This window comes from Cupriavidus campinensis (genome assembly GCF_905397395.1).
Classification (GTDB): domain Bacteria; phylum Pseudomonadota; class Gammaproteobacteria; order Burkholderiales; family Burkholderiaceae; genus Cupriavidus; species Cupriavidus campinensis.
In genome coordinates, this window is sequence record NZ_CAJPVH010000018.1 from 1 (window position 1) to 22,327 (window position 22,327).

A 22,327-nucleotide genomic window follows, 5' to 3' on the forward strand; every position below is an offset into this window, starting at 1 on the left:
CAGGCCCCGCTGGCCGAACTCGGCCTGGACTGGACCGTGGGCCTGCGCACCGGCGACACCGGCAGCAGCGAACGCGCCGCGCAGGCGCGCCGCCTGCCCACGGCGCTGGTGACCACGCCGGAGAGCCTCTCCCTGCTGCTGACCCGCGCCGACGCCCGCGAGGCGCTGGGCCGCGTGCGGGTGGTGGTGGTCGATGAATGGCACGAACTGATCGGCGCCAAGCGCGGCGTGCAGGTGCAGCTGGCGCTGGCACGGCTGCGGCAATGGCAGCCAGGGCTGATGGTCTGGGGGCTGTCGGCCACACTCGGCAACCTCGACCATGCCAGCGATGTGCTGCTGGCCGGCCTGCCCGACGATCGCCGCGTGCGGGTGCACGGCCATACGCCGAAGACGCTGGTCATCGACACGCTGCTGCCGGACGCCGCCGGGCGCTTTCCGTGGGCGGGACACCTCGGGCTGTCGATGCTGCCGCACGTGGTGCGTGAGCTGGAATCCACCAGCACCGCGCTGGTGTTCCTCAACACGCGCTCGCAGGCCGAACTCTGGTATCAGGCCCTGCTCGATGCGCGGCCCGAGTGGGCCGGCCAGATCGCGCTGCACCACGGCTCGCTGGACCGCGCCGTGCGCGACTGGGTGGAGGTGCATCTGAAGAACGGCGCACTGCGCGCCGTGGTGTGCACGTCGAGCCTGGATCTGGGCGTGGACTTCCTGCCCGTGGAGCGCGTGCTCCAGATCGGCTCGCCCAAGGGCGTGGCGCGGCTGTTGCAGCGCGCCGGGCGGTCTGGCCATGCGCCGGGGCGGGCATCGCGCGTGACCGTGGTGCCCACGCACAGCCTGGAACTGGTGGAAGCCGTGGCGGCGCGCAACGCGGTGCGCGCCGGCCGCATCGAGGCGCGCGAGTCCCCGGACAAGCCGCTCGATGTGCTGGTCCAGCATCTGGTGACGGTGGCGCTCGGCGGCGGCTTCCGGGCCGATGACCTGCTGGCCGAGGTGCGCACCACCTGGGCCTACCGGGCCCTGAGCGACGAGGAATGGCAATGGAGCCTCGACTTCGTGCGGCAGGGCGGGCGCACGCTGTCCGCCTATCCCGACTATCGCCGGGCGATGCCCGACGAGGCCGGCGTCTGGCGCGTGCCCGATGCCCGGCTGGCGCGCCGGCACCGCATGAGCGTGGGCACCATCGTCAGCGACGCCACGATGCAGGTGCGATTCTGGACCCGGGCCGGCAGTGGCGGGGCCTCGCTGGGCACGGTGGAAGAGGGCTTTATCGCGCGGCTGGCGCCCGGTGACTGCTTCCTGTTCGGCGGCCGGCTGCTGGAACTGGTGCGCGTGCAGGAGATGACCGCCTACGTGCGCCGCGCCGCCGGCAAGCGGCCCTCGGTGCCGCGCTGGAACGGCGGCAAGATGCCGCTTTCCACCGAACTGGCCGAGGCCGTGGTCGATACGCTCGAAGCCGCCCAGCTTGGTCACCTCGACCCGGCCAGCACGCCCGAATTGGCGCTGATCCAGCCGCTGGTAGACCTGCAGGCGCGCTGGTCGGCGCTGCCCACGCGCGGCACGCTGCTGGCCGAGACCCTCCATTCGCGCGAAGGCTGGCATCTGTTCCTCTATCCGTTCGCGGGCCGCTCGGTGCATCTGGGGCTGGGCAGCCTGCTGGCGTGGCGTCTCGGGCAGCAGGTGCCGGCGACCTTCTCGGTGGCCGTGAATGACTACGGGCTCGAACTGCTGGCCTCGGCGCCGCTCGACTGGGCGCACTGGCTGCCGCGGGTACTGGCCGAGGAACGCCAGCGCGACCTGGCCGCCGACGTGCTCGGCAGCCTGAACGCGGGGGAGCTGTCGCTGCGGCGCTTCCGCGAGATCGCCCGCGTGGCCGGGCTGATCTTCCAGGGCTACCCCGGCGCCCACAAGAGCGCGCGGCAGTTGCAGGCGTCATCGAGCCTGTTCTACGAGGTCTTCCGCAAGCACGACCCGGCCAACCTGCTGCTTGGGCAGGCCGAGCGCGAGGTGCTGATGCAGGAGCTGGACGCCCACCGGCTGGCCGACACGCTGGCCCGGCTGGCCGCGCTGCGGCTGGACCTGCACGCCCTGAAACGTCCGTCGCCGCTGGCCTTTCCGCTGGTGGTGGAGTTCCTGCGCGAGAAGCTGAGCACGGAGAAGCTGGCCGACCGCATCGCCCGCATGCTGGCCGAACTGGAGGCGGCGGCTGGGCCGGTGGGGGATATGGCGGATACCGATGCCGATGCCACGCAAGTGGCCGAGGTGGCGCGCTTCGGCATGGCCGATCACGTCAAGTCAGGCGGTCGCAGTGGTGGAAGAAGCGGGGCCAGCGGTCGCGCACGTCGCTCGGGGCGCCCGCGCAAGCCATCGAAACCGCTCCCGCTGCTATGAGCCAGCCGGACGCCGCCACGTTGCATGCCTTCGGCGCCCAGGCCGTGGAAGTGGCCGGGGAGACGCTGTGGCTGCTGCCCGAGCATGCCATCTGGTGGCCCGGCGCGGCGATGCTGCTGGTGGCCGACGTCCACATCGGCAAGGCCGCCGCGTTCCGGGCGCTGGGGCAGCCGGTGCCGCCCGGTACCACGGCGGAGAACCTGACGCGGCTGCACGCGCTGGCCATGCGCTATCCGGCGCGGGAGCTGGTGTTTCTGGGCGATTTCCTGCACGCCCGCGCCGCGCGCACGGCGGCGGTCATCGCAGCGCTGCATGACTGGCGCCGGGCGCTGCCGGCCCGGGTACGCTGCACGCTGGTGCGCGGCAACCACGACACCCATGCCGGCGACCCGCCGCCGGAACTCGGCATGACCGTGGTCACGGAACCGCTGCGGGCCGGCCCGTTCGCGCTATGCCATATGCCGGGCGCTTCCCCGGACGGCTATGTGCTGGCCGGCCACCTCCATCCGGCCGTGGTGCTGCGCGGCAGCGGCGCCGATGCGCTGCGGCTGCCGTGCTTCGTGCTGGGGGAGGCGGGCGCCATCCTGCCGGCCTTCGGCGCCTTCACGGGCCATGCCACGGTGCGGCGCGCGCCAGGGAACCGCATCTATGGGGTGGGCGATGGGCGGGTCTGGCCAGTGCCTGGGTAGTTCATTCGCGGCTGGCGCCGCGCCGCGCCTGCTCGTAGTAGTGCTGGATGCGCAGCAGCGCGTAGTCGGCGGCGGCGCAGCGCACGGCGTTGCGGTCCCCGTCGAAGCGCCGCGTCTCCGTGAACACGGCCAGCGGGGCGGTGCGGCCCGGCAGCCGGAGCACCCAGGCGAAGCACTGCGTGCCGGCCGGGGTGTCGTCGGGCGCGTTGCCATCGGCCACCCCCGTGTTGGCAATCGCCAGATTGGCATCGGCAAGGCGCAGCACGCCGTGCGCCATGGCCAGCGAGACCGCCTCGCTGGTCAGCCCGTGGCGGCGGATGACCTCGGCCGGCACGCCCAGCACGGAAGTCTTGATGTCCGGCGCATAGGCCACCACGGCGCAGCGCAACACGTCGCCGCAGCCGGGCACCTCGGCAATGCGCGACGCGATCAGCCCGGCAGTGCACGACTCCGCCGTGGCCAGCCTGAGACCGTGGCGCGAGAGGAAATGCGCCATGTCCCGGATTTCCGGACTTTCCTTCATGTCGATGCCTGGGATGGATGGTGGGGTGGAGTGGCAGGTTTTGTGCCAGCAGCGCAGCGGGCGCCGGCGACCGAGCGCGCGCAAAACTGCATCGCTCCCCATCCATCCCCTTGTAAGACTTGCCCAGCCTGCGCACCGGCGCGGGCGCTGGGGGCGCCTGTCTTGCAGAGACCTATGCGTCACCACGGTTGGCGAATGCCCTGGCAACGACGGGGATGACGCCGGCAGGGCTAGCTGGCGTCGATGGCCTGGAGCAGCGCCTCCAGCTCCACCGGCTTGACCAGATGCCGGTGGAAGCCGGCCTTCTGGGTCTGCTGGCGGTCAGACGCCTGCCCGAAGCCGGTCATCGCGATATAGCGCGTGTTGGCCAGCGTGGGCATCTGGCGCAGCGCATGGACCACTGCGAAGCCGTCCATGCCCGGCATGGCCAGGTCCACCAGCGCCACGTCCGGCCGCACGCGTGCCGCCGCGTGCACGGCTTCCATGCCATCGTAGGCAATCGTCACGGCGTGGCCGGACATCTCCAGCAGGATCGCCATGCTGTCGGCGGCGTCGCGGTTGTCGTCCACCAGCAGCACCCGCAGCGGCCGGGGCGTGCCGCCGGCGGCATCGGCGTTCTCGCCGGCCGGATTGAACGCCGCCGCCAGCGGCAGCTGCACCGTGAAGGTGGCGCCCAGCCCGGGCCCCTCGCTCGTGGCCGAGACCGAACCGCCGTGCATCTCCACCAGCGAGCGGCACAGCGACAGCCCGATGCCCAGCCCGCCCTGCGCGGTGCTGCCGGGCCGGTCTTCCTGCACGAAGAGGTCGAAGATGTTGTCGAGCGACTCCCGCGCGATGCCCCGGCCATGGTCGATGATCTGGATCACCAGCGTGCGGTGGCGCACCATCGACGTAATCGAGATCGACGCGCCCGGCGGCGAGAACTTGGAGGCATTGAGCAGCAGGTTCTGGATCACCTGCACCAGCCGCGTGCGGTCCACGAACAGCGGGATGTCCTCGGTCGCGGCGGTCACGCCTACCGGCTGGGACTTGGCGGCCAGCGCCGGCTCGGCGGCCTCGATGCCGAGCGCGATGATCTCGCGCGCCTGTATCGGCTCGCGGCGCAGTTCGATCTTGCCGGCGGCGATGCGGCCCACGTCGAGCAGATCGTCCACCAGCCGGGTGAGGTGGGTCATCTGCCGGTCGATCAGGCTCAGGCTCTTTTTCGTGACGGCGGGCTCCTGCGGGCGCAGCCGCATCACGGTCAGCGCGTTGCGGATGGGGGCGAGCGGGTTGCGCAACTCGTGCGAGAGCGTGGCCAGGAACTCGTTCATGCGGCGCTCGGACTGCTCCAGTTCCGCCAGCCGCTTGCGCTCGCTCATGTCGCGCGTGACCTTGGCAAAGCCGCGCAGGTTCTGGCGCTCGTCATAGACCGCCGTAATGGTCACGTTGGCCCAGAACAGCGAGCCATCCTTGCGCACGCGCCAGCCTTCGTCCTCCACGCGGCCCTTGGCGCGGGCGATGGCCAGTTCGCGGCCGGGCTTGTCAGTCGCCAGGTCCTCGGCGGGATAGAAGACCGAGAAGTGCCTGCCGACGATCTCGTCGCGCCGGTAGCCCTTGATGTAGGACGCGCCGGCATTCCAGCTCATCACCCGGCCATGGGGGTCGAGCATGAAGATGGCGTAGTCCTTGACGTTCTCCACCAGCATGCGGAAGGTTTCCTCGCTCTGGCGCAGGGCCTCGGCGGCGAGGCGCTGATCGCTCATGTCGCGCGTGACCTTGCCGAAGCCGAGCAGGTGGCCCTGGGGGTTGCGCAGCGCCGTGATGACCACGTTGGCCCAGAAGCGGCTGCCGTCCTTGCGCACGCGCCAGCCTTCATCCTCGAAGCGGCCGATGCGCGCGGCGGTCTCCAGCTCCATGCCCGGCCAGTTGCGGGCGCGCGCCTCGTCGGTATAGAAGCGCGAGAAATGCTGGCCGATGATCTCGTCGCGCTTATAGCCCTTGATCCGTTGCGCGCCGGCGTTCCAGCTGCTGACGCGGCCCTCGGGGTCCAGTGTGAAGATGGCGTAGTCCGTGACGGACTCCACCAGCGTGCGCAGGCGTTCGCTGTCCACGTCGTTGGGCGAGGCAGGGGGCGGGGAGGGTGGGGATGCGGGGCGCGGCATCGTGTTGGCTGGCTTCAGATCCTCCAAGGATACATAGATTTTGGCCGTTTCTCGCCCTGTGGCTACCCGTGGGCAGGGGAATCCCACCCATCGTGCAGGCCGGGGCTGTCGCCGCTCCGCAACACGTGGCGCGGGGCGTGCCGGAGCGGGGTAACGTCGGAGAAATGCCGACATACCGAGGGGACGCAATGGGGTAGACTCGTTCGCTTCCCTGCCAGTCCTGCCCCACGGAGATGCCACGCATGTTTGCAGAGTCTGCGCTTGACCGCCGTACCATCGAACCTGCCGTACCGGTGGCCGAACCGCCGTCCAGCGTTGCGGCGCCGCAGCCGCTGGCGGGTGACGTTGGCGTGCGGGACCTGCGGCGCGTGCCGATCCATCCCGACTACTGGTATCCGCTGGCCTGGTCGAAGGAGGTGAAGCGCGGCAAGGCGCACGGCGTGCGCTTTGCGGGCGATCCGATCGTGCTGGTGCGTACCGAGAGCGGCAACGTGTTCGCGCTCGAAGACCGCTGCGCCCATCGGCAGGTGCCGCTGCACGCGGGCGTGGTGGATGGCGAATCGATCCGCTGCTGCTACCACGGCTGGACCTACGACTGCTCCGGCCGCTGCATCGACGTACCCTACCTCGGCAAGGAGCGCCTGCCCAACGGCGTGCGCGCCTACCCGTGCAAGGAGGTGGCCGGCCTGATCTTCGTCTTCCCCGGCGACCCCGCGCTGGCGGACAGCCGCCCGCTGCCCGCCTTCGCCTCCGTGGCGGACAGGCAGTACAAGACCCGCCGCCTGGGCCGCGAGGTGAAGTGCCACTACTCGTTCATGCATGAGAACCTGATGGATATGAACCATCAGTTCCTGCATCGGCGGCAGATGGGCATGATGCGCGCCCGCTCGGTCGGGCGGCGGCGTGGCGAGGGCTTTGTCGAGGTCGACTACACCTTCACCCGCGAGGGCGGCAAGCAGCCCGTGGGCGAGGCGCTGGTGTTCAGCAAGGACGGCGGGGAGAACAGCAAGGATGTGATGACGGTACGCACTGTCTATCCGTATCAGACGCTGCAGATTCGATCGGGCAGCGGCACGCTGGTGATGGACCTGTGGATTGCCTATGTGCCGCTGGACGCGGCGCAGCGCACCAACCGGACCTTCGGCACGCTGTCGATCCGCCGGCCGGGGCTGCCGTTCGCGCTGGACCTGGCGTGGCCGCTGCTGGTCTGGTTCACCGAACGGATTTTCAAGGAAGACCGCGAGATCGTGGAGATGGAACAGGCCGCCCACGACAAGCAGGGCGCGGACTGGAACCACGAGGTGTTCCCGGTCATCCGCGACCTGCGCGACCTGCTGCGCGAGTGCGGCGGCCGGACGGTGATTCCGATCCAGAAGGTCTGAAAGGTTTTTCTCCCCACTCCTGCAAGCGGGAGCGGGGAGCAAGGCTTACGACGCCGACGCGGTTTCCAGCGTGGGGTAGTCCGTATACCCGCGCGTCTCGATGCCGCCCGTGCCGTACATCGTGGCCGGGTCGATCGCGTTGAGGTCGGCACCCAGCCGCAGGCGCTCCACCAGATCCGGATTGGCGATGTACGCGCGGCCAAACGCCACGGCGTCGGCATCGCCCGTCGCCAGTACGGCCGTGGCGGCCGCCTGGTCGAAGCCATCGTTAGCGATGATCGCCCCGCCGAAGGCGCGCTTCAGCTGCGGCAGCAGCGCACCTTCGCCCGGCGTCTCGCGCACGAACAGGAAGCCCAGCCCGCGCTGGCCCAGCGCCCGCGCCACATGGCCGAAGGTCTCCGCCGGCTGGCTGTCTGCCATCGAATGGCTGGGCGAACGCGGCGCCAGATGCACGCCCACGCGCTTGGCGTCCCACACGGCCGTCACGGTGTCCGCCACTTCCAGCAGGATGCGCGCGCGATTCTCGATCGATCCACCATATTCGTCCGTCCGCACATTGCTGCCGTCCTGCAGGAACTGGTCGAGCAGGTAGCCGTTGGCGGCGTGGATGGTCACGCCATCGAAACCGGCCGCCTTGGCGTTGGCGGCGGCCCGGCCGAAGTCGGCCACCACGGCGCGGATCTCGTCACGCGTGAGTTCGCGCGGCACCACGAAGGGACGCTGCGGGCGCAGCAGGCTCACGTTGCCGCCAGCCGCGATCGGGCTCGGCGCTACCGGCAGGCGGCCATTGAGCAGGCTCGGGTCGGAAATCCGGCCCACGTGCCACAGTTGCGCCACGATGCGGCCGCCGGCGGCGTGTACGGCATCGGTCACTTGCTTCCAGCCTGCCACCTGCGCGTCGGACCACAGGCCCGGCACGTTCTGGTAGCCCACGCCGTCTTCGGAGATGGGCACGCCCTCGGAAATCAGCAGGCCGGCGGAGGCGCGCTGGGCGTAGTACTCGGCCATGACTGCGTTGGGGACATGCACGGGCTCGGCGGCGCGCAGCCGGGTCAGCGGCGCCATGACGATGCGGTTCGGCAGCGCCAGGTCACCAATTTGCAGGGGATCGAACAGGGTGGGCATAAACATATCCGTCACGGTTATAAAGCTTGCAAACTGCAAGTAACGCAAGCTTAGCAGCGCGCGGTAAGATCGCAAACGTCGATTTCGACCTATTCAATTGTTGCGGGTGGAACAATCCAGGAGCGGTCCGATGCGCGTTGCAAACTGGCTGATGGCGGCAGGAGCGATTGTGGTGTCGATGCTGGGAGCGGGCTGCGCCAGCCTGCCGCCGCATCCGGCCCAGCCGCCGACCCTGGCGCTGGCCTCGGCCGATACCGCCGATACCACCGATACCGCCGATACCGCCGATACCGCACTCGGGCGCGTGCTGGCGCCGCGCCTGGCGCAGCATCCCGGGGAATCGGTGTTCTATCCGCTCACCGCCGGCGCCGATGCCTTCGCCATGCGGCTGGCGCTGGCCCGCACCGCCCAGCGCAGCCTGGACCTCCAGTACTACATCTTCGATGCCGACGACACCGGCCTGACCCTGCTGGCCGAGGTCATGGCCGCCGCTGACCGTGGCGTGCGCGTGCGGCTGCTGCTGGACGACCTCCACACGGACGGCCAGGACCAGGCGCTGGCGGCGCTGGACGCCCATCCCAACGTCGAGGTGCGCCTGTTCAACCCGTTTGCCAACCGGGGCATGCGGATGTTCGAGTTCGCCACCGATTTCCGGCGCGTGGACCGGCGCATGCATAACAAGTCGATGACGGCGGACAACCAGCTCACCGTGGTGGGCGGCCGCAATATCGGCGATGCCTACTTCGCGGCCAAGTCCGATGTCGATTTCAGCGACCTGGACCTGCTGGCGGCCGGCCCGGTGGTGCCGCAGGTCTCGGCCGTGTTCGACGATTACTGGAATGCCGAGGCCACCTATCCGCTCGCCACGTTGGCGAAGCGCCAGTCGGACGCCGAAACCGTGGCCTTCCAGCAGCGCGTGCGCCAGTACCTCGATGACCGCAAGGTGAAGCTGCGTGCCACGCCGTATGGCAAGACCGTGCTGGAGTCCGGCGTGATCCGCGCCATCCAGCAGGAGGCGCTGCCAGCCTACTGGGGCCGCGCCACGGTGATTGCCGACCGTGCCGCCAAGGTCACGCTGCCGCCCGAGGACAACTCGACCCACGCGATTCCGGCGCTTCTCAAGGTGCTGGGCGGCGCGCAGCACGACCTCACGCTGGTCTCCCCGTACTTCGTGCCCGGGAAGGCCGGCATGGACTGGCTGGTTGGCCTGCAGCAGCGCGGCGTGCAGGTCCACATCCTCACCAACTCGTTCGGCGCCACCGATGTCTCGGCGGTACACGCCGGCTACGCGCCGCGCCGCGAGGCGTTGGTCCAGGCGGGCGTGCTGCTCTACGAACTCAAGCCCAGCGCCTACGCGGAGATGGCGAAGGAGAACAAGGGGCGAGGCATGGGCGGCAGCAGCCGGGCCAGCCTGCATGCCAAGACCTATATGGTCGACCGCCGGCTGCTGTTCATCGGCTCGCTCAACCTGGACCCGCGCTCGGCGCGGCTCAATACCGAGATGGGCATCGTGGTAGACAGCGCGCCGCTGTGCGACATGCTCGGCAAGCGGCTCGACGATGCCCTGCTGGACGCCGCCTACCAGGTGGTGCTGCTCCCCGACCCCCAGACCGGCCATCTGCAACTGGCCTGGATCACGCGCGAGGACGGCGTGCTGCGTACCTACACCAGCGAGCCGGACATGAGCGGCTGGAACCGCATCGGGCAGGGCTTCATGCGGCTGCTGCCGATGGAGTCGGAATTGTGACGATCGGGGCGCATGCGTGTCTGTGCCTGCCATAACAAGCAGTAACGCAAATAATGCCTGTTATGACACGCTCCGTTGCCTCGCCGCTACCCCCTGAAGTCGGATTGCGCCTCGCCGCGCTCGGCGCCCGTATCCGGGACGCCCGGTTGCATCGCAAACTGCGCCAGGTCGATCTGGCGGAGCGCGCCGGCCTGTCCCGCTCGACCATCGAGGCCATCGAGCGCGGCAGCGCCGACACCGCCATCGGCGCCTTCGCCCGCGCCCTCTGGGTCATGGGCCTGGACCGCGAACTGGACGTCGTGGCCGACACCGCGCTCGACCAGGAAGGCGCCGCACTCGAATATCAGCCCGGCGAGCGCCGCGTGCGCATTCGGCGGGCACTCGACAATGACTTCTGAGGCAAGGCCGCTGGAAACAGGGATTGACGGACGAGGGGGTCGGCGAGCAGGAAGCCGACGACTGGGCCGTCTGCTTTACCCCGCTGCCGGATTCCCTCTAGGCCGCTAAACGGCCAGGCGACCTGCCGACTAACGCTGCGTCAGCGCCTTGAAGCCGTCCACCAGCCGGTCGATGTCGGCCGGAGTGAGCGCGCCCATGGTGGAGATGCGGAACAGTTGCGCGGACAGGCCGCCCTGGCCGGCATAGATCACGAAGCCGCGTGTCTTCAGGCCGTCGTGAAGTTGCTCGTACGTTACGCCTTGCGGCAGCTTGTACGCGCGCAGCACCACGGACGACTGCGAGGCGGGCCACAGCGGCTCGATGCCGAGTGCCGCCAGCCCCGCGCGGGCCTGTTCGGCCAGTGCGGCGTAGCGTTGATGACGCGCCTGCCAGCCGCCTTCTTCCTCGTGCTCGCGCAGCGCTTCCACCAGCGCGTAGTACGCGTGTACGGACGGCGTGAACGGCGTGTTGCGCTGGTCCTGGAGCTTGGCCAGCCGGCCGATGTCCAGGTAGTAGGTGCGGCTGGCCGCCTGCGCCAGCGCGCTGCGCCGGGCGATGACGAAGGCCGCGCCGGGCACGCCGTGCAGGCACTTGTTGGCCGTGGCGGACACCGCGTCGATGCTGCCGCCGAAATCGATGGCCTCCGCGCCGAAGCTGCTCACCGCATCCACCAGCAGGCGCACGCCGTGTTCCTGGCAGAGCCGGTCCACGGCGGCGATGTCGTTGAGCCGCCCGGTGGTGGTCTCGTGATGGATCACCGCCACGTGCGTGATCGCCTTGTCAGCCTTGAGGGCGGCGGCGATGCGGTCGAGGTCGGGCGCGTCCATCCAGTCGTGCTTCACGAGCGTGTGCGCGATGCGGTACTGCGTGGCGATCTGCGCGATGCGCTCGCCATAGACGCCGTTCTGCACGATCAGCAGCTTGCCCTGCTCGGGGACGAGACCGGCGATCATGGACTCCAGCGCGGCGGTGCCCGAGCCCGTCATCAGCACGGCGGACCATGCGGCGGGGTCGAGCGCGTAGATCTTCAGCAGCCGCGCGCGGGCTTCGTCCTGGAGGTCGAAGAACTCGCTTTCGCGGTGGCACAGGTCGGTTTGCAGCAGGCTCTGGCGCACACGCTCGGAGAGCGTAACGGGGCCCGGGTTAAGCAGCAGCATGGTCGGTGCCTTGGCTTGTGCCTTGATCGGCGCCGATCTGGCGGCCGAGGCGGGTCTTGACTTCCACCGGCGTCACGGTCGGGCGCGGCAGGCCATCCGGCGTGCCGGCGCGGGTTTGCAGGCAGACGAAGGTCGGGCCGGCCTTGGCCGTGGCGGCGCCTTGCAGGACACTGTCGAGCAGGTCCAGGTGATCGCCCTCGGCCGCCGACGCGTAGCCGCACGCGGCCGCCACCGAGGCGAACGACACGTTGTGCGACACCGTCGACTGGCCGCCCGTGGAGTCGTGCGCGTTGTTGTCCAGCAGCACATGCGTGAGGTTGGCCGGGCCGTAGGCGCCCAGCGTGGCGAACACGCCCATGCGCATCAGCGCGGCGCCGTCGCCATCGATGGCCACCACGCGCAGGTCCGGCCGCGCCAGCGCGAGGCCGAGCGCGAACGGCGTGAGGCAGCCCATCGAGCCGACCATGTAGAGTTGGTTCGGCCGGTCATCGAGCGCATAGAGTTCACGGCCGCAGAAGCCGGTGGAGGCCAGCACCACGGTGCCGTCGACCGGCGTATGAGCGATCACGCGCGCCAGTGCGTCGCGTCGGCTCGGCAGTTCGGCGGCCGGCACGTTGCGGCGCGACACCTGCGGCGTGGCCTTGGGCCGTGCCTGCGGCGGCGTCTGGGCCGTCAGCGGATAGGGCGCCACGCTGCCTTTCTGCATGACCAGCGCGTAGGGCCGGCCGGTGGCGTCCATATGGGCCACGGCGCGGTCCAGCGCGGGGCCGACATCGGCTGGCTCGGTCGGGAACAGCTCCCATGGAATCTCCATGGTTTCCAGCATGGCCGGCGTGACCGGGCCCATCAGCGCGTGCTGGGGCTCGTCATGCACGCCGGGCTGGCCGCGCCACGTCACGATCAGCAACTGGGGCAGGCGGAACGTCCACGTCAGCGAGGTGAGCGGGCTCACGGCGTTGCCGAGGCCCGAGTTCTGCATCATCGTCACGCCGCGCACGCCGTTTTGTGCGCCTTGCGTCACGCCGGCGATAAAGGCCACCGCATCACCCTCATTGGCCGCCGAGACGTAATGCAGCGAGTTGTCCTGCACCACGTAGTTGATGAACGGCGTCAGGTAGGAGCAGGGCACACCCGCGTACCACTGGAAGCCACGCTCGCGCGCGGCCTCCACGAACTGGACCGCCTCGATCATCGGGCGGCCTCGCCGTTGGCCTCACCGTCGACATTCCCCAGGGCGTACGGCGTCTGCGTATGGGCGAAGTCGCCGGCACGGCGGAAATCGTCCAGATCGTTCACACCGCGCCAGTGGCCGTGCACGTACTTGACCTCGATCTTCTCGCCGGCTTCGACCAGCGCGTTGAGCAGGTCGGGCAGGTCGAGCTGGTCGAAGTCCGGCCGCTCGCGCAGCTTGGCCAGCAGCGCCTGCAGCTTGGCGCGGCCTTCGCCACGCACGCTGAACAGGCCGATCCAGCGGCCATTGGGCTGGGCTTCGCCGGCGGCGGGCAGGGTGTCCGAGACCTTCTTCAGGGTGATGGTCTGGCCGAACAGGTCGCGGTCGTCGCCGCCCGAGCACCACGCGAAGTCGCGCACGCTCTGGTTCGACGGCGCGGTCTGCGAGGAATCCACCACCACGCTGAACGGGGCATCGGACTCGAGCAGGTCGCGCAGGATGTAGCTGCGGAACAGCAGGTCGCCGTAGGCGATCACGGTGTCGGTCTGCATGGCATCAGCCGCGCAGGCCAGCGAGGCCAGCTCGCCGGTCTGGGCGTGGCGCTCGTTCACCGCCAGCTTGATGCCGGCCGTGTCGATGGCCTGCGCCTGGTAGCCGCCCACCACGGTGATGTCGTTGATGCCCTGCTTCTTGAAGCCATCGACCAGCCAGCGCAGCAGCGGCTTGCCGGCCACCGGCAGCATGATCTTGGGCTTGTCTTCGGTCAGCGCCTCGAGGCCCTTGCCACGGCCCGCCGCCAGCACCACGGCGGCGCCCGGCACCTGCGCGCCGGACAGGTAGATCTTCTCGGCGGCCGAGTACTCGTCGGCGTCCTGCAGGCGGAAGATCTCGTTGACGGAGGCGATGCGGTCTTCCACGTTCACCAGCGTCTCGCTCTCGTGGATTTCGCGGGCCACGGCCTGCATCGACGAGGCGGCCACGCGGATCAGGTGGTTAGCCCAGATCACGAGGCTGATGCCCGCCTTGCGGAAGGCCTCGGTCGGCGTGCTGTAGTACTTCGTCGGCACGATGACCAGCGGACCCCGGCCCGCCCATTCGCGTGCGAAGGTCAGGATTTCGTCCGGCTTGGACAGCTTGCTATGGATCAGGATGGCGTCGGCGCCGGCCTGACGGTAGGCCTCCGCCCGGCGCAGGGCCTCTTCCATGCCCCAGCCCGCGATCAGGGCTTCCACGCGGGCGACGATCGAGAAGTCGTCGTCCGTCTGCGAGTCCTTGCCGGCCTTGATCTTGCCGCAGAATTCGTCGATTTCCGCCAGCGGCTGGCGCTCGCCGTCGATGAAGCTGTTGGTCTTCGGGAACTGCTTGTCCTCGATGCAGACGCCGGCAATGCCGCGCTGCTCCAGCTTGCGCACCAGACGGCGCACATTGTTGAAGTTGCCGTAGCCGGTGTCGCCGTCGAGCAGGATCGGCAGGTCGCTGGCATCGGCCATGAACTCGAGGTTGTCCACCACCTGGGTCCAGCTGGCCTCGTTGTTGTCACGCACGCCGAACTGGGCCGAGATGGCCAGCCCGGAGGCCCAGATGCCCTTGAAGCCGGCCTCGCGCACGATGCGCGCGGACAGCCCGTTGTGGGCTTCCATGATGAATTCGAGCTGGTTGGACACCAGCATCTGGCGCAGGCGGGCGGCGCGGGAGGTGGCGAGCAGGTTCGGGTCGATGGCGTTCATTGTGCGAATCCCACGATGGGCAGAAGTTGGGGCAGGACTTCATTGGCGGCGCGTTCGACGTCGCCGGGGAAATCGATCTCGATCCACGGCGCGCCGGTCACGTCGGCCGTGTCGAACTGGTGGCTGCGCTGGGCCAGCGACTCGAGCAGCAGGTCGCGGACGGCTTCCTCGTGCGGCATGTTGGCGCGGCCCGAATCGACGTAACCCTTGACGATTTCGGCCAGCCGGCGTGCCGTGTGTTCCTGGAATCGGAAAAATCCTACGGATTCACCGATGGTGTCGTACTGGAGGTCGGCCATCAGCTGCTTGCGCAGTTCCACCGGCACGCCGTCGCGCAGGCAGAGCTTGACGGGCTCGTCGCCGGCCTCGAAATCGCGGTCGATCAGCAGGCGGTTGACGGTCTCGCCGGCCACCAGTGCGTTGAGAATGCGCTCATCGTAGAGCACGTCGGCGTCCATCAGCAGGACGTCGCCGCCGCGCGTGAGGGCGTCCGCCACGGTGTGCACGGTCAGCACGCTGCCGAGGTCGAAGCGCGGGTTCAGCACGATCTCCACCGGCGGGTGGCCGGCCGGGCGCGCGATGTTGGCCAGTTCGGCCTGCACCTGGGCGGGCTCGAAGCCCAGCGCAAGCACGACTTCCGTGACGCCGGCTGCGTCGAGCATGCGCAGGTGGCGCTCGAGCAGGGTGATGCCGTCAAAGCGCAGCAGGCACTTCGGAAACTGCTTGCCCGGCTGTTGCTGAAGCCGCAGGCCCAGGCCCGCGGCGAGAATGATTGCTCGCATTATTGTCTGTTCACCTTGCTTGAGGATTTGCCTGGGAATTACCTGAGGATTGCCCGGGTCGACGGATGTTCGTTATTCGGAGCCCTGCCACGCCGCCTGCCGGGTGCGCCGGCGCTGGTAGCGGCGCTCGCTGTGGTGCAGGTAGAGCAGCCCGGGGATGCCGAGCACCAGTTCGCGCACGCGCTTGGCCAGCGACATCGCCAGCGCGGCATCGGGCGGCAGGCCCACCAGCGGCGCCAGCAGCAGATAGCCGCCTTCCTGCGCGCCGAGCGAGCCCGGAATGGCGAACGCCGCGCCGCGAATTGCCTGCCCCACGCTCTCCAGCAACAGCGCCTCGTGCCAGCTCACGGGATGACCCAGGAAGTAAAGAATCAGCCAGACCTCGCCCGTGCCGACAATCCAGCCGGCCAGGTTCAGCAGGAAGCTGGCGGCCACCTTGCGGCGGTCGCGGTACAGGGCGCGGATGGCTTCGTCCACGGCATCGGCACGCAGCGCCAGGCCGTCCCAGTTGCGCTTGCCGAACACGCGCGCGGCCACGCGCAGCACGCGGCCAAACATGCCGCGCCGCTGGAGGATGCAGAAGGCCAGCACGCACAGGGCGAGGACCACCGTCACGGCGATGATCGGCCCGCGCTGGTCGGAGAGGTTGCCCTGCGCGCCGAACAGCAGGATGCCGAGCAGCGCGAACAGCATCTGCGAGAGCGCCTGCGTGGTCGTGCTGACGGTGATGGCCGCGGCGGCGTCGCGCATGCGGGCGCCGTGATGGGCGAGGTAGCGCACCATTAGCACCGGGCCGCCGATCTGGCCGGCCGGCAGCAGGCTGTTGACCGACTCGCCGGCCCAGCGCGCACGCAGCGCGGTGCAGAACGAGCCATGGTGCGCGGAGCGGTCTACCAGCACGGCGATGGCGGCGGCGTCTAGCGCCAGCGGCACCACGTGGAACGCGGCAACCACGGCCAGACCCCAGCCGGCGGACATCAGCGTGGTCGTGACCGCGCCAAAGCCTTGCCAGGCGAGTAGCGCGACAAACAGCGCCGCGCCAATCGTCAGCAGAATAAATGCAGCGCGAGTCACTTACTGGACTTCCCGCCCGATAGCAGGCGCCTGAAGACCTGCCGGAAGCCGAAATAGGCCACCGCGTCTTTCATATTGGAGATAAAGCGCAGCCACGGCCGCATGCCCGGATCGGTCACGTATTCGAAGGTCAGCGACACGCGGATCTCGTTCGGGCCGGCGGGGGTAATGCGGTGGCGCAGCTTGTCGCCATCGAACAGCACGATGCCGCCCGGCGGAATCTGCACCGCGCCCGGTTCGTCGGGCACTTCGGGGTTACGGGTGTGGAGTTCGTATTCGAGCCGGCAGGAGGACTCGTCCAGCACGCCGATCAGCAGCGTGTAGCGCCGGCCATCGTAATAGGAGGTGTCGTAGTGCCAGCCGATATGGTCGCCCGGGCGCGTGTAGTAATAGAGCGCGTAGGCGTGCGGGTCCGTGGGCGGGCAGACCTGGAGCTTGTCGCCGGTGACCTGTTCGAGCCAATGAATCAGCGCGGGCGATCGATAGAGCTCGGCAATGAACGGCGCCTGCTCGTCGATGGTGTGCCGGCTGACGCTGCCGCCCTGCTTGTGGCCGGGCAGGTAGTTGCGGTTCAGCCCCGGCTGGAGCGCGCGGGCCAGCGCCACCAGTTCGGCGCACTGCTCGGGCGGCAGGAATTTGTCGAGGTAGAGGAACGCGCCCTGGCGGTCGAAGTCGGCGCGCAGCGCGGGCGTGTCCAGCCCGGCCGTCGCGCGTGCCACGGCGGCATCGGGGTGGCCAGCATGGCGCGGAAGCGGCGCGGGAGCGTCGATGGTGGGATGGAGCCCGGGATCGAGCGGGGAATCTAGCGCGATGTCGCGGGTAGCCTGTTCCGTCATTGGCCGCCTCAATGTTTCGTTGGGGTGCCGACCGTCTGGGGGCGCCGCATGACGCGCCAGTAGTCGATGATGACAAGCAGGGCAAACAGCGGCGCGCCCACCGAGGCCAGCGCCAGGAACGGTCCGATGCTGCTGGTCAGCGTGACCAGCGGCAACAGGTACAGCACGTCCTCGGTCTCGAACCCGGCGGCGGAAGCCTGCTTGGTGCCACTTTTGCCAACCCGCGATTCTATACGCATGCGCAGGAAGAAGATCAGTGCCACCGCCAGCCCGGCCACGGTGCCGCGGCCCACCGGGCCGATCGCCTCGGTGGTCGCGGGCGCGGTCGCGCCAATCGCCATGCCCATGCTGACGAACAACAACACGGTAATCAGGGCGTCGCTGGCCAGATCGTAAAAATGCCCGATCTTGCTGCCTTTGCCGCTGATCCGCGCCAGTTCGCCATCGGTGTGATCGATGAAGTTGGAGATGACGACCAGCAGGGCGCCGTAGTTGGTCCACGCGTAACCCCCCTGCGCCAGACAGGCAACGCCGGCAAGCCCGATGAGCAGGCGCAGCGTGGTCAGGTGGTTCGGGGTGACTCGGGTATTCCGGAGGGGCCGCACAAGGCGGCGGGCAAGGCGGGCATCCCAGGTGGGCGGCATGGGCGGCTCATCCGGGAAATTCGGGGATTTCTGGTTCATCCGTCAACAATCTGGAACGCATCCCGGCGCGGAGGGGCCGGGCGATGCGCAACACTACGCCGGTGGCGCGGGAATGACAAGCGCACCAGAATACGCCTTTTTGCGGGACGGCGCACTGGGCGCGGGCCCGGCGGGCGCTGGCGCCGCAGGGTGGCGGGGGCGCCGCATGCGGCGCTTCTTCGATATTGCTAAAGTCCTTGCTTAACTATTTGCCGTCGCTATACTAAAGCACATGCTTAACCAATCAGATCCTCTCGACATGACGTTCCAGGCGCTGGCCGACACCACGCGCCGGACCCTGCTGGTGCAACTGTCACGCGGCCCCGCGTCCGTGACCGATCTTGCCCGGCCGCTGGCGATGTCGTTGCCGGCCGTCATGCAACACCTGGCCGTGCTGGAACAGGCCGGGCTGGTGCAGTCGCAGAAGGTTGGGCGGGTACGCACGTGCCGGATGGCGCCGAACGCGCTGAGTCAGGCCGAGCAGTGGATCAGCGCCCGGCGGGCCGAGTGGGAAGGCCACTTCGACCGCCTGGGCGACTACCTGGAAACCATGAAGAAGGAGGCAACCCCCAATGACGACGGCAACTGAAGATACGGCAAGCCCACTGGCGCAACTGGCGCAACTGGCGCAGCCGCGCCCGCTGACGGTCTCGCGCGCGTTCAACGCCCCGAAGGAACTCGTGTTCCAGGCGTGGACGTCTGCCGAGCACGTCAAGCACTGGTTCTGCCCGCAAGGGTTCACGATTCCCGAGGCCGAGGTCGAGCCCCGCGTGGGCGGCAGGTTCGACTACTGCATGCGCGCGCCGGACGGGCAATCGCACTGGGTGCGCGGCCATTTTGTCGAAATCCTGCCGAACGCGCGGCTGGTGATCGACATGACCGTGGTGGGCGGCGACGGCGCCGCGCTGTTCAACGCCCTGACCACGGTGTCGTTCGACAACGTCTGCGGCGGCACGCAGCTCGATGTCGAACAGCACTACACGCTGCTGGACCCCTCCGCCGGCAACTTCACGCGCGGCGCCGAGCAGGGCTGGGCCCAGACGCTGGACCGGCTGGAGGTGGAGGTAGCCCGCATGGCCGATGCACCGCCCGCCGCGCGCTCGGTGGTGCACGGCATGTTCCGCATCGAGCGGACGTTCAAGGCCACGCCGGCGCAGGTCTTCCGGGCGCTCACCGACCCCAAGGCCAAGGCGCAATGGTTCGGGGGCGGCGAGGGCTATCAGGAACTGGCGCGGACCATGGATGCCCGCCCCGGCGGCCGCGAGCACCTGAAGGGCAGCTGGGCCAACGGGCTGGTCTCGACCTTCGATGCCATGTATTTCGATGTGGTGCCCGGCGAGCGTCTGGTCTACGCCTATGAGATGCACATGGGCGAGCGCAAGATCTCCGTCTCGCTGGCGACCTTCGAGATGAAGCCGGCCGGCGACGGCACGCGGCTCGTCATGACGGAACAGGGCGCTTTTCTCGATGGCTATGACGATGCGGGCTCGCGGGAAGCGGGCTCGAAGCACCTGCTGGAGGCACTGGCGAAGTTTGTGGAGCCGGCAGCGTAACCCGCAGCACCACCAACGCGCTGCGCACCGCCCGCATCTCTGTTTCTATTAGTGTGAGTGCGCCGATGCAGGCGAGCGCAGCGTCGATCTGGCCGGCAAGCCGGGCCGGCGGCGGTACCGCCGCGCCGGTCCTGAGCCGCCCCCGGTAGTGCCGGGCCACCCCGCTCAGCACGCGCCGGACGGGTTTGCGCGCCGGCGCCGGCAGCGTCGGTAGCGCGCGTTGCAGCGTCAGCGTGCAGTAGCCCACCTGTAGCTCCGTGAAGCCGTCCGAGGCCAGCCGGTCCGCGCTGGCGCCGAGGCGCGGCATCAGTTGCCCGAAGCGGTCCAGCATGCGCGCGCCCAGCGGCGCGGGGTCGCCGCGCCACGTGGCGGCCTGCGCCAGATCCTGCCAGCTGGCGCGGATCAGCCGGTGCGCGGCCACATGGGCCCCGAACGGCCGCGCCAGCGTGGCCCAGAGCGGTGCAAACAGCATCGCCGCCGCGTTGGCCAGACTCGTATTGAAGGCGCCGAGCAGGTTGGCATCGTAGATGCTCTGGATGTTGGCGAACGAGGCCGTGTTCACCGACAGCAGCATCGCAATCAACTGGAAGCCGGGCCGCGAGATCAGCAGGCCGATGCCGAGGTAGGGCAGGGCGAGCATGCCGACCAGCGCCTCGAAGGTCTGCGCGTGCGGTACGACCAGAAACAGGTAGTAAGACGCCACGGTCAGGCACGCCAGGCTCCAGCGCGCGAACACCGGCGCCACGCGGCGCGGTTCGTCGAGGGTGGCGAAGAAGCAGCATGCGATGGCCGCCACCGCCACCGGTCCGCCCCCATCCTCCCATCCGGAAAATATCCAGATCAGCCCCGCGCAGAACACGGCCAGCCCCGTGGAGGCCGCGCCGAACAGCAGCATGCCGTGGTCGTGATAGCGGCCTGCTGTGGGGCTTTCCTGCGGGGCGATGCGGGCCGGGGCCGGCGGGGCGGCTTGCGTGGGACGGTCGCCAATGCCGTGCTGGAGGGCGTCGCAGGTGGCTAGCAGTTCGTCCATCCGGCCGCGCAGGAAATCGGCAGCGTCTTGCAGGGCGGGGTCGGGGTTGGTGTCAGCCGCGCGCGGCTGGGCGCGCAGCACGCTGTCCAGCGCGGAGAGCGTGGGCATCAGCCGCGACATGGTCTCGCGCAGCGCCCGCGCATGGTGCAGGGTGTGCCGGCTCTCGGTATCGAACGACAGGTGCGCGATCATCTGGTCCAGCGCGAGCATGTCCGCCGCCAGGCGGTGGCGGCTGGCGCTGGCGTGCGCGTCGGCGGCGAGGATATCGGCCGCCCAGGCCCGGGCATCGCGAATCCACTCCCCGGCGCGTTCGCGCAGCGCCGGCGCCACCTTGGCCGGCAGCACGATCGCCCCGACCAGCCCCGCGCAGACGATACCGATCACGATTTCCTCGATACGCGCCACCGCCACATCGAAAATCTCTCCCGGATGGCTCACGGCCGGCAGCGCCACGATGGGCAGCGTGTAGGCGGCCAGCAGGAACACATAGCTGCGCGGGCCGCGCTCCAGCAGCGAGAGGTAGACCAGCCCCGTGATCCACAGCGCGATGGCGCCCGTCAGCACAATCGGCATATTGACCAGCGCCGGCACCGTGACCACGGCGGCGGTGGCGCCCAGCACCGTGCCGGCCACGCGATAGGCAGCCTTGGAGCGCGTGGCGCCCGTGAGCGGATGCGAGACGAAGTAAACCGTGGCCATGGCCCAGTAGGGGCGAGGCAGGCCGAAGGACAGGGCGATATAGAGCGCCAGCATCGCGGCCGCGAATGCCTTCAGTGAGAACAGCCACTGTCGGGCATGCGGCCAGCCAGCCATGATGGGAATCTTCCGGGGGCGGAAGTGTGTGGGAGCGTTGCGGGGCAGTGTAGCGAACTGGCGATCATTCCATCCATGATTTAAAATTCGCCGATCCAGTCGGAATTTTCATCATCATCGATCCCGGGGAATGCCATGCCCATCGACATCCGCGCGCTGCGCTACTTCGTGGAAACCGCGCGGCTCAAGAGCTTCACGCAGGCGGCGGCGTCGCTCTACGTCACCCAGTCCACCATCAGCAAGATGGTGCGCCAGCTGGAGGACGAAGTGGGCCAGCCGCTGTTGATCCGCGAAGGCAAGTCCGTGCGCCTGACCGATGTGGGCCGGGTGGTCTACGACCGGGGGCAGGAGGCGCTGGGCGTGGTGCATCGGCTGACGCTGGAGGTGGCGGATCTGTCGTCACTCGGGCGCGGGCAGCTGACCGTGGGCCTGCCGCCGATGGTCAACCTGTTCTTCTCGCCTGCCGTCAGCGCGTTCCGTCAGCGCTATCCCAATCTGGAACTGACCTTGTCCGAGCATGGCGGGCAGGTGGTCGAGCAACAAGTGGCGAATGGTGAACTTGAGGTAGGTGCCACGCTGCTGCCCGGCGACAGCGGGCTGGACCTTGCCACGCGCGAGTTCGCGCGCTATCCGATCTGGGTGGTGGGCCCGCGCGGCGTGCCCTGGGCGGGCGGCAAGACGGTACGGCTCGAGGCGCTGCGCGAGACGCCGCTGGTGCTGCTGACCGACGAGTTCTCGCTGACCTGCAAGCTGCGCCAGGCGTTTGCCACGGCGCGCATGACGCCGCGCGTGGTCGCGCAGAGCGGCCATTGGGACTTCCTGGTGTCGATGGCCGCCGCCGGCCTCGGCACCACCTTTCTGCCCGAACCGCTGCTGGCGCGGCTGGACGCCGCCGACACCCTCGCCATGGCCCGCCTGACCGAGCCGACCATGGACTGGGCGATGGCCCACGTCTGGCCGCCGGGCCGCTACCTGTCTCACGCGGCGCGCGCGTGGCTGGCGGTCTGCGAAGAGGTGATCGGGTAATCAGGTAAACGAAAAAAAGCCGGGCAAGGCGCCCGGCCG

Annotated in this window: 19 protein-coding genes; 8 read left to right on the plus strand and 11 right to left on the minus strand. The window is 69.1% G+C overall.

What is annotated here, in order from left to right:
- Together KHO18_RS12635 and pdeM are read left to right on the plus strand one after the other, a co-directional pair.
- On the plus strand, nucleotides 1-2,388 hold a 2,388-nt coding region (locus tag KHO18_RS12635; RefSeq protein WP_211943299.1), incomplete at its 5' end, for a ligase-associated DNA damage response DEXH box helicase.
- Complete coding sequence (gene pdeM / locus KHO18_RS12640; RefSeq protein WP_211943300.1) at nucleotides 2,385-3,077, plus strand: ligase-associated DNA damage response endonuclease PdeM; 693 nt, start codon at nucleotides 2,385-2,387, stop codon at nucleotides 3,075-3,077. The genes KHO18_RS12635 and pdeM, both read left to right, overlap by 4 nt.
- Nucleotide 3,078: 1 nt before the next feature.
- On the opposite strand, the gene KHO18_RS12645 is transcribed toward pdeM, so the two are convergent.
- Nucleotides 3,079-3,600, minus strand: a complete 522-nt coding sequence (locus tag KHO18_RS12645; protein ID WP_144195427.1) for a CinA family protein — start codon at nucleotides 3,598-3,600, stop codon at nucleotides 3,079-3,081.
- 230 nt (nucleotides 3,601-3,830) lie between these two features.
- Entirely contained in the window at nucleotides 3,831-5,744 is a 1,914-nt protein-coding gene (locus KHO18_RS12650; RefSeq protein ID WP_211943301.1) for a PAS domain-containing hybrid sensor histidine kinase/response regulator, read from the minus strand.
- 242 nt (nucleotides 5,745-5,986) lie between these two features.
- Here KHO18_RS12650 and KHO18_RS12655 point away from each other — a divergent pair, with 242 nt between their 5' ends.
- Nucleotides 5,987-7,126, plus strand: a complete 1,140-nt coding sequence (locus KHO18_RS12655) for an aromatic ring-hydroxylating oxygenase subunit alpha (protein WP_144195423.1) — start codon at nucleotides 5,987-5,989, stop codon at nucleotides 7,124-7,126.
- A 45-nt stretch (nucleotides 7,127-7,171) separates the two neighbouring features.
- Here KHO18_RS12655 and KHO18_RS12660 read toward each other — a convergent pair whose 3' ends face one another.
- Entirely contained in the window at nucleotides 7,172-8,251 is a 1,080-nt protein-coding gene (locus KHO18_RS12660) for an alkene reductase (protein WP_211943302.1), read from the minus strand.
- Between the two features lie 130 nt (nucleotides 8,252-8,381).
- Here KHO18_RS12660 and KHO18_RS12665 point away from each other — a divergent pair, with 130 nt between their 5' ends.
- Nucleotides 8,382-9,998, plus strand: coding sequence for a phospholipase D family protein (locus KHO18_RS12665; RefSeq protein ID WP_244844755.1), 1,617 nt, complete (start codon nucleotides 8,382-8,384; stop codon nucleotides 9,996-9,998).
- Between the two features lie 62 nt (nucleotides 9,999-10,060).
- On the plus strand, nucleotides 10,061-10,396 hold the full coding sequence (locus KHO18_RS12670) for a helix-turn-helix transcriptional regulator (protein WP_186296738.1): 336 nt from the start codon (nucleotides 10,061-10,063) through the stop codon (nucleotides 10,394-10,396).
- A gap of 129 nt (nucleotides 10,397-10,525) precedes the next feature.
- Here the strand turns inward: KHO18_RS12670 and KHO18_RS12675 are convergent, their stop codons facing one another.
- From KHO18_RS12675 to KHO18_RS12705, 7 genes are all read right to left on the minus strand, one after another.
- Nucleotides 10,526-11,593: a 2-aminoethylphosphonate aminotransferase gene (locus KHO18_RS12675; RefSeq protein WP_144195417.1), complete on the minus strand. Its 1,068-nt coding sequence runs from the start codon at nucleotides 11,591-11,593 to the stop codon at nucleotides 10,526-10,528.
- Nucleotides 11,580-12,785, minus strand: a complete 1,206-nt coding sequence (aepY, locus tag KHO18_RS12680; RefSeq protein WP_144195415.1) for a phosphonopyruvate decarboxylase — start codon at nucleotides 12,783-12,785, stop codon at nucleotides 11,580-11,582. The genes KHO18_RS12675 and aepY overlap by 14 nt, the downstream gene beginning before the upstream one ends.
- Complete coding sequence (gene aepX / locus KHO18_RS12685) at nucleotides 12,782-14,491, minus strand: phosphoenolpyruvate mutase (protein ID WP_144195413.1); 1,710 nt, start codon at nucleotides 14,489-14,491, stop codon at nucleotides 12,782-12,784. Before aepX ends, aepY begins: the two co-directional genes overlap by 4 nt.
- Entirely contained in the window at nucleotides 14,488-15,273 is a 786-nt protein-coding gene (locus KHO18_RS12690) for a phosphocholine cytidylyltransferase family protein (protein WP_144195411.1), read from the minus strand. The genes aepX and KHO18_RS12690 overlap by 4 nt, the downstream gene beginning before the upstream one ends.
- 72 nt (nucleotides 15,274-15,345) lie before the next feature.
- On the minus strand, nucleotides 15,346-16,347 hold the full coding sequence (locus KHO18_RS12695; protein ID WP_144195409.1) for a flippase-like domain-containing protein: 1,002 nt from the start codon (nucleotides 16,345-16,347) through the stop codon (nucleotides 15,346-15,348).
- Nucleotides 16,344-17,183: a HalD/BesD family halogenase gene (locus tag KHO18_RS12700; protein ID WP_144195407.1), complete on the minus strand. Its 840-nt coding sequence runs from the start codon at nucleotides 17,181-17,183 to the stop codon at nucleotides 16,344-16,346. The genes KHO18_RS12695 and KHO18_RS12700 overlap by 4 nt, the downstream gene beginning before the upstream one ends.
- 8 nt (nucleotides 17,184-17,191) lie before the next feature.
- The gene (locus tag KHO18_RS12705) at nucleotides 17,192-17,866 is read right to left on the minus strand and encodes a CDP-alcohol phosphatidyltransferase family protein (protein ID WP_144195405.1); all 675 of its coding nucleotides are present in this window, start codon (nucleotides 17,864-17,866) and stop codon (nucleotides 17,192-17,194) included.
- 232 nt (nucleotides 17,867-18,098) lie between these two features.
- Here KHO18_RS12705 and KHO18_RS12710 point away from each other — a divergent pair, with 232 nt between their 5' ends.
- Both KHO18_RS12710 and KHO18_RS12715 read left to right on the plus strand, forming a co-directional pair.
- On the plus strand, nucleotides 18,099-18,455 hold the full coding sequence (locus KHO18_RS12710) for an ArsR/SmtB family transcription factor (RefSeq protein WP_144195403.1): 357 nt from the start codon (nucleotides 18,099-18,101) through the stop codon (nucleotides 18,453-18,455).
- Entirely contained in the window at nucleotides 18,439-19,419 is a 981-nt protein-coding gene (locus KHO18_RS12715) for an SRPBCC family protein (RefSeq protein WP_144195402.1), read from the plus strand. The genes KHO18_RS12710 and KHO18_RS12715 overlap by 17 nt, the downstream gene beginning before the upstream one ends.
- Here the strand turns inward: KHO18_RS12715 and KHO18_RS12720 are convergent.
- Complete coding sequence (locus KHO18_RS12720; protein WP_211943303.1) at nucleotides 19,307-21,262, minus strand: FUSC family protein; 1,956 nt, start codon at nucleotides 21,260-21,262, stop codon at nucleotides 19,307-19,309. The two genes, KHO18_RS12715 and KHO18_RS12720, sit on opposite strands and share 113 nt — an antisense overlap.
- Before the next feature lie 135 nt (nucleotides 21,263-21,397).
- Here KHO18_RS12720 and KHO18_RS12725 point away from each other — a divergent pair, with 135 nt between their 5' ends.
- The gene (locus tag KHO18_RS12725; protein WP_144195398.1) at nucleotides 21,398-22,288 is read left to right on the plus strand and encodes a LysR family transcriptional regulator; all 891 of its coding nucleotides are present in this window, start codon (nucleotides 21,398-21,400) and stop codon (nucleotides 22,286-22,288) included.
- The last annotated feature ends 39 nt before the right edge of the window (nucleotides 22,289-22,327 follow it).

Bases quoted from the DNA above. Each gene is read 5' to 3' on its own strand.
- aepX (WP_144195413.1), bottom strand. From the start codon at position 14,491: ATGAACGCCATCGACCCGAACCTGCTCGCCACCTCCCGCGCCGCCCGC.
- KHO18_RS12690 (WP_144195411.1), bottom strand. From the start codon at position 15,273: ATGCGAGCAATCATTCTCGCCGCGGGCCTGGGCCTGCGGCTTCAGCAA.
- KHO18_RS12705 (WP_144195405.1), bottom strand. From the start codon at position 17,866: ATGAACCAGAAATCCCCGAATTTCCCGGATGAGCCGCCCATGCCGCCC.
- KHO18_RS12670 (WP_186296738.1), top strand. From the start codon at position 10,061: ATGACACGCTCCGTTGCCTCGCCGCTACCCCCTGAAGTCGGATTGCGC.
- KHO18_RS12650 (WP_211943301.1), bottom strand. From the start codon at position 5,744: ATGCCGCGCCCCGCATCCCCACCCTCCCCGCCCCCTGCCTCGCCCAAC.
- KHO18_RS12660 (WP_211943302.1), bottom strand. From the start codon at position 8,251: ATGCCCACCCTGTTCGATCCCCTGCAAATTGGTGACCTGGCGCTGCCG.
- aepY (WP_144195415.1), bottom strand. From the start codon at position 12,785: ATGATCGAGGCGGTCCAGTTCGTGGAGGCCGCGCGCGAGCGTGGCTTC.
- KHO18_RS12715 (WP_144195402.1), top strand. From the start codon at position 18,439: ATGACGACGGCAACTGAAGATACGGCAAGCCCACTGGCGCAACTGGCG.
- KHO18_RS12725 (WP_144195398.1), top strand. From the start codon at position 21,398: ATGCCCATCGACATCCGCGCGCTGCGCTACTTCGTGGAAACCGCGCGG.
- KHO18_RS12645 (WP_144195427.1), bottom strand. From the start codon at position 3,600: ATGAAGGAAAGTCCGGAAATCCGGGACATGGCGCATTTCCTCTCGCGC.
- KHO18_RS12665 (WP_244844755.1), top strand. From the start codon at position 8,382: ATGCGCGTTGCAAACTGGCTGATGGCGGCAGGAGCGATTGTGGTGTCG.
- KHO18_RS12655 (WP_144195423.1), top strand. From the start codon at position 5,987: ATGTTTGCAGAGTCTGCGCTTGACCGCCGTACCATCGAACCTGCCGTA.
- KHO18_RS12675 (WP_144195417.1), bottom strand. From the start codon at position 11,593: ATGCTGCTGCTTAACCCGGGCCCCGTTACGCTCTCCGAGCGTGTGCGC.
- pdeM (WP_211943300.1), top strand. From the start codon at position 2,385: ATGAGCCAGCCGGACGCCGCCACGTTGCATGCCTTCGGCGCCCAGGCC.
- KHO18_RS12700 (WP_144195407.1), bottom strand. From the start codon at position 17,183: ATGACGGAACAGGCTACCCGCGACATCGCGCTAGATTCCCCGCTCGAT.
- KHO18_RS12710 (WP_144195403.1), top strand. From the start codon at position 18,099: ATGCTTAACCAATCAGATCCTCTCGACATGACGTTCCAGGCGCTGGCC.
- KHO18_RS12720 (WP_211943303.1), bottom strand. From the start codon at position 21,262: ATGGCTGGCTGGCCGCATGCCCGACAGTGGCTGTTCTCACTGAAGGCA.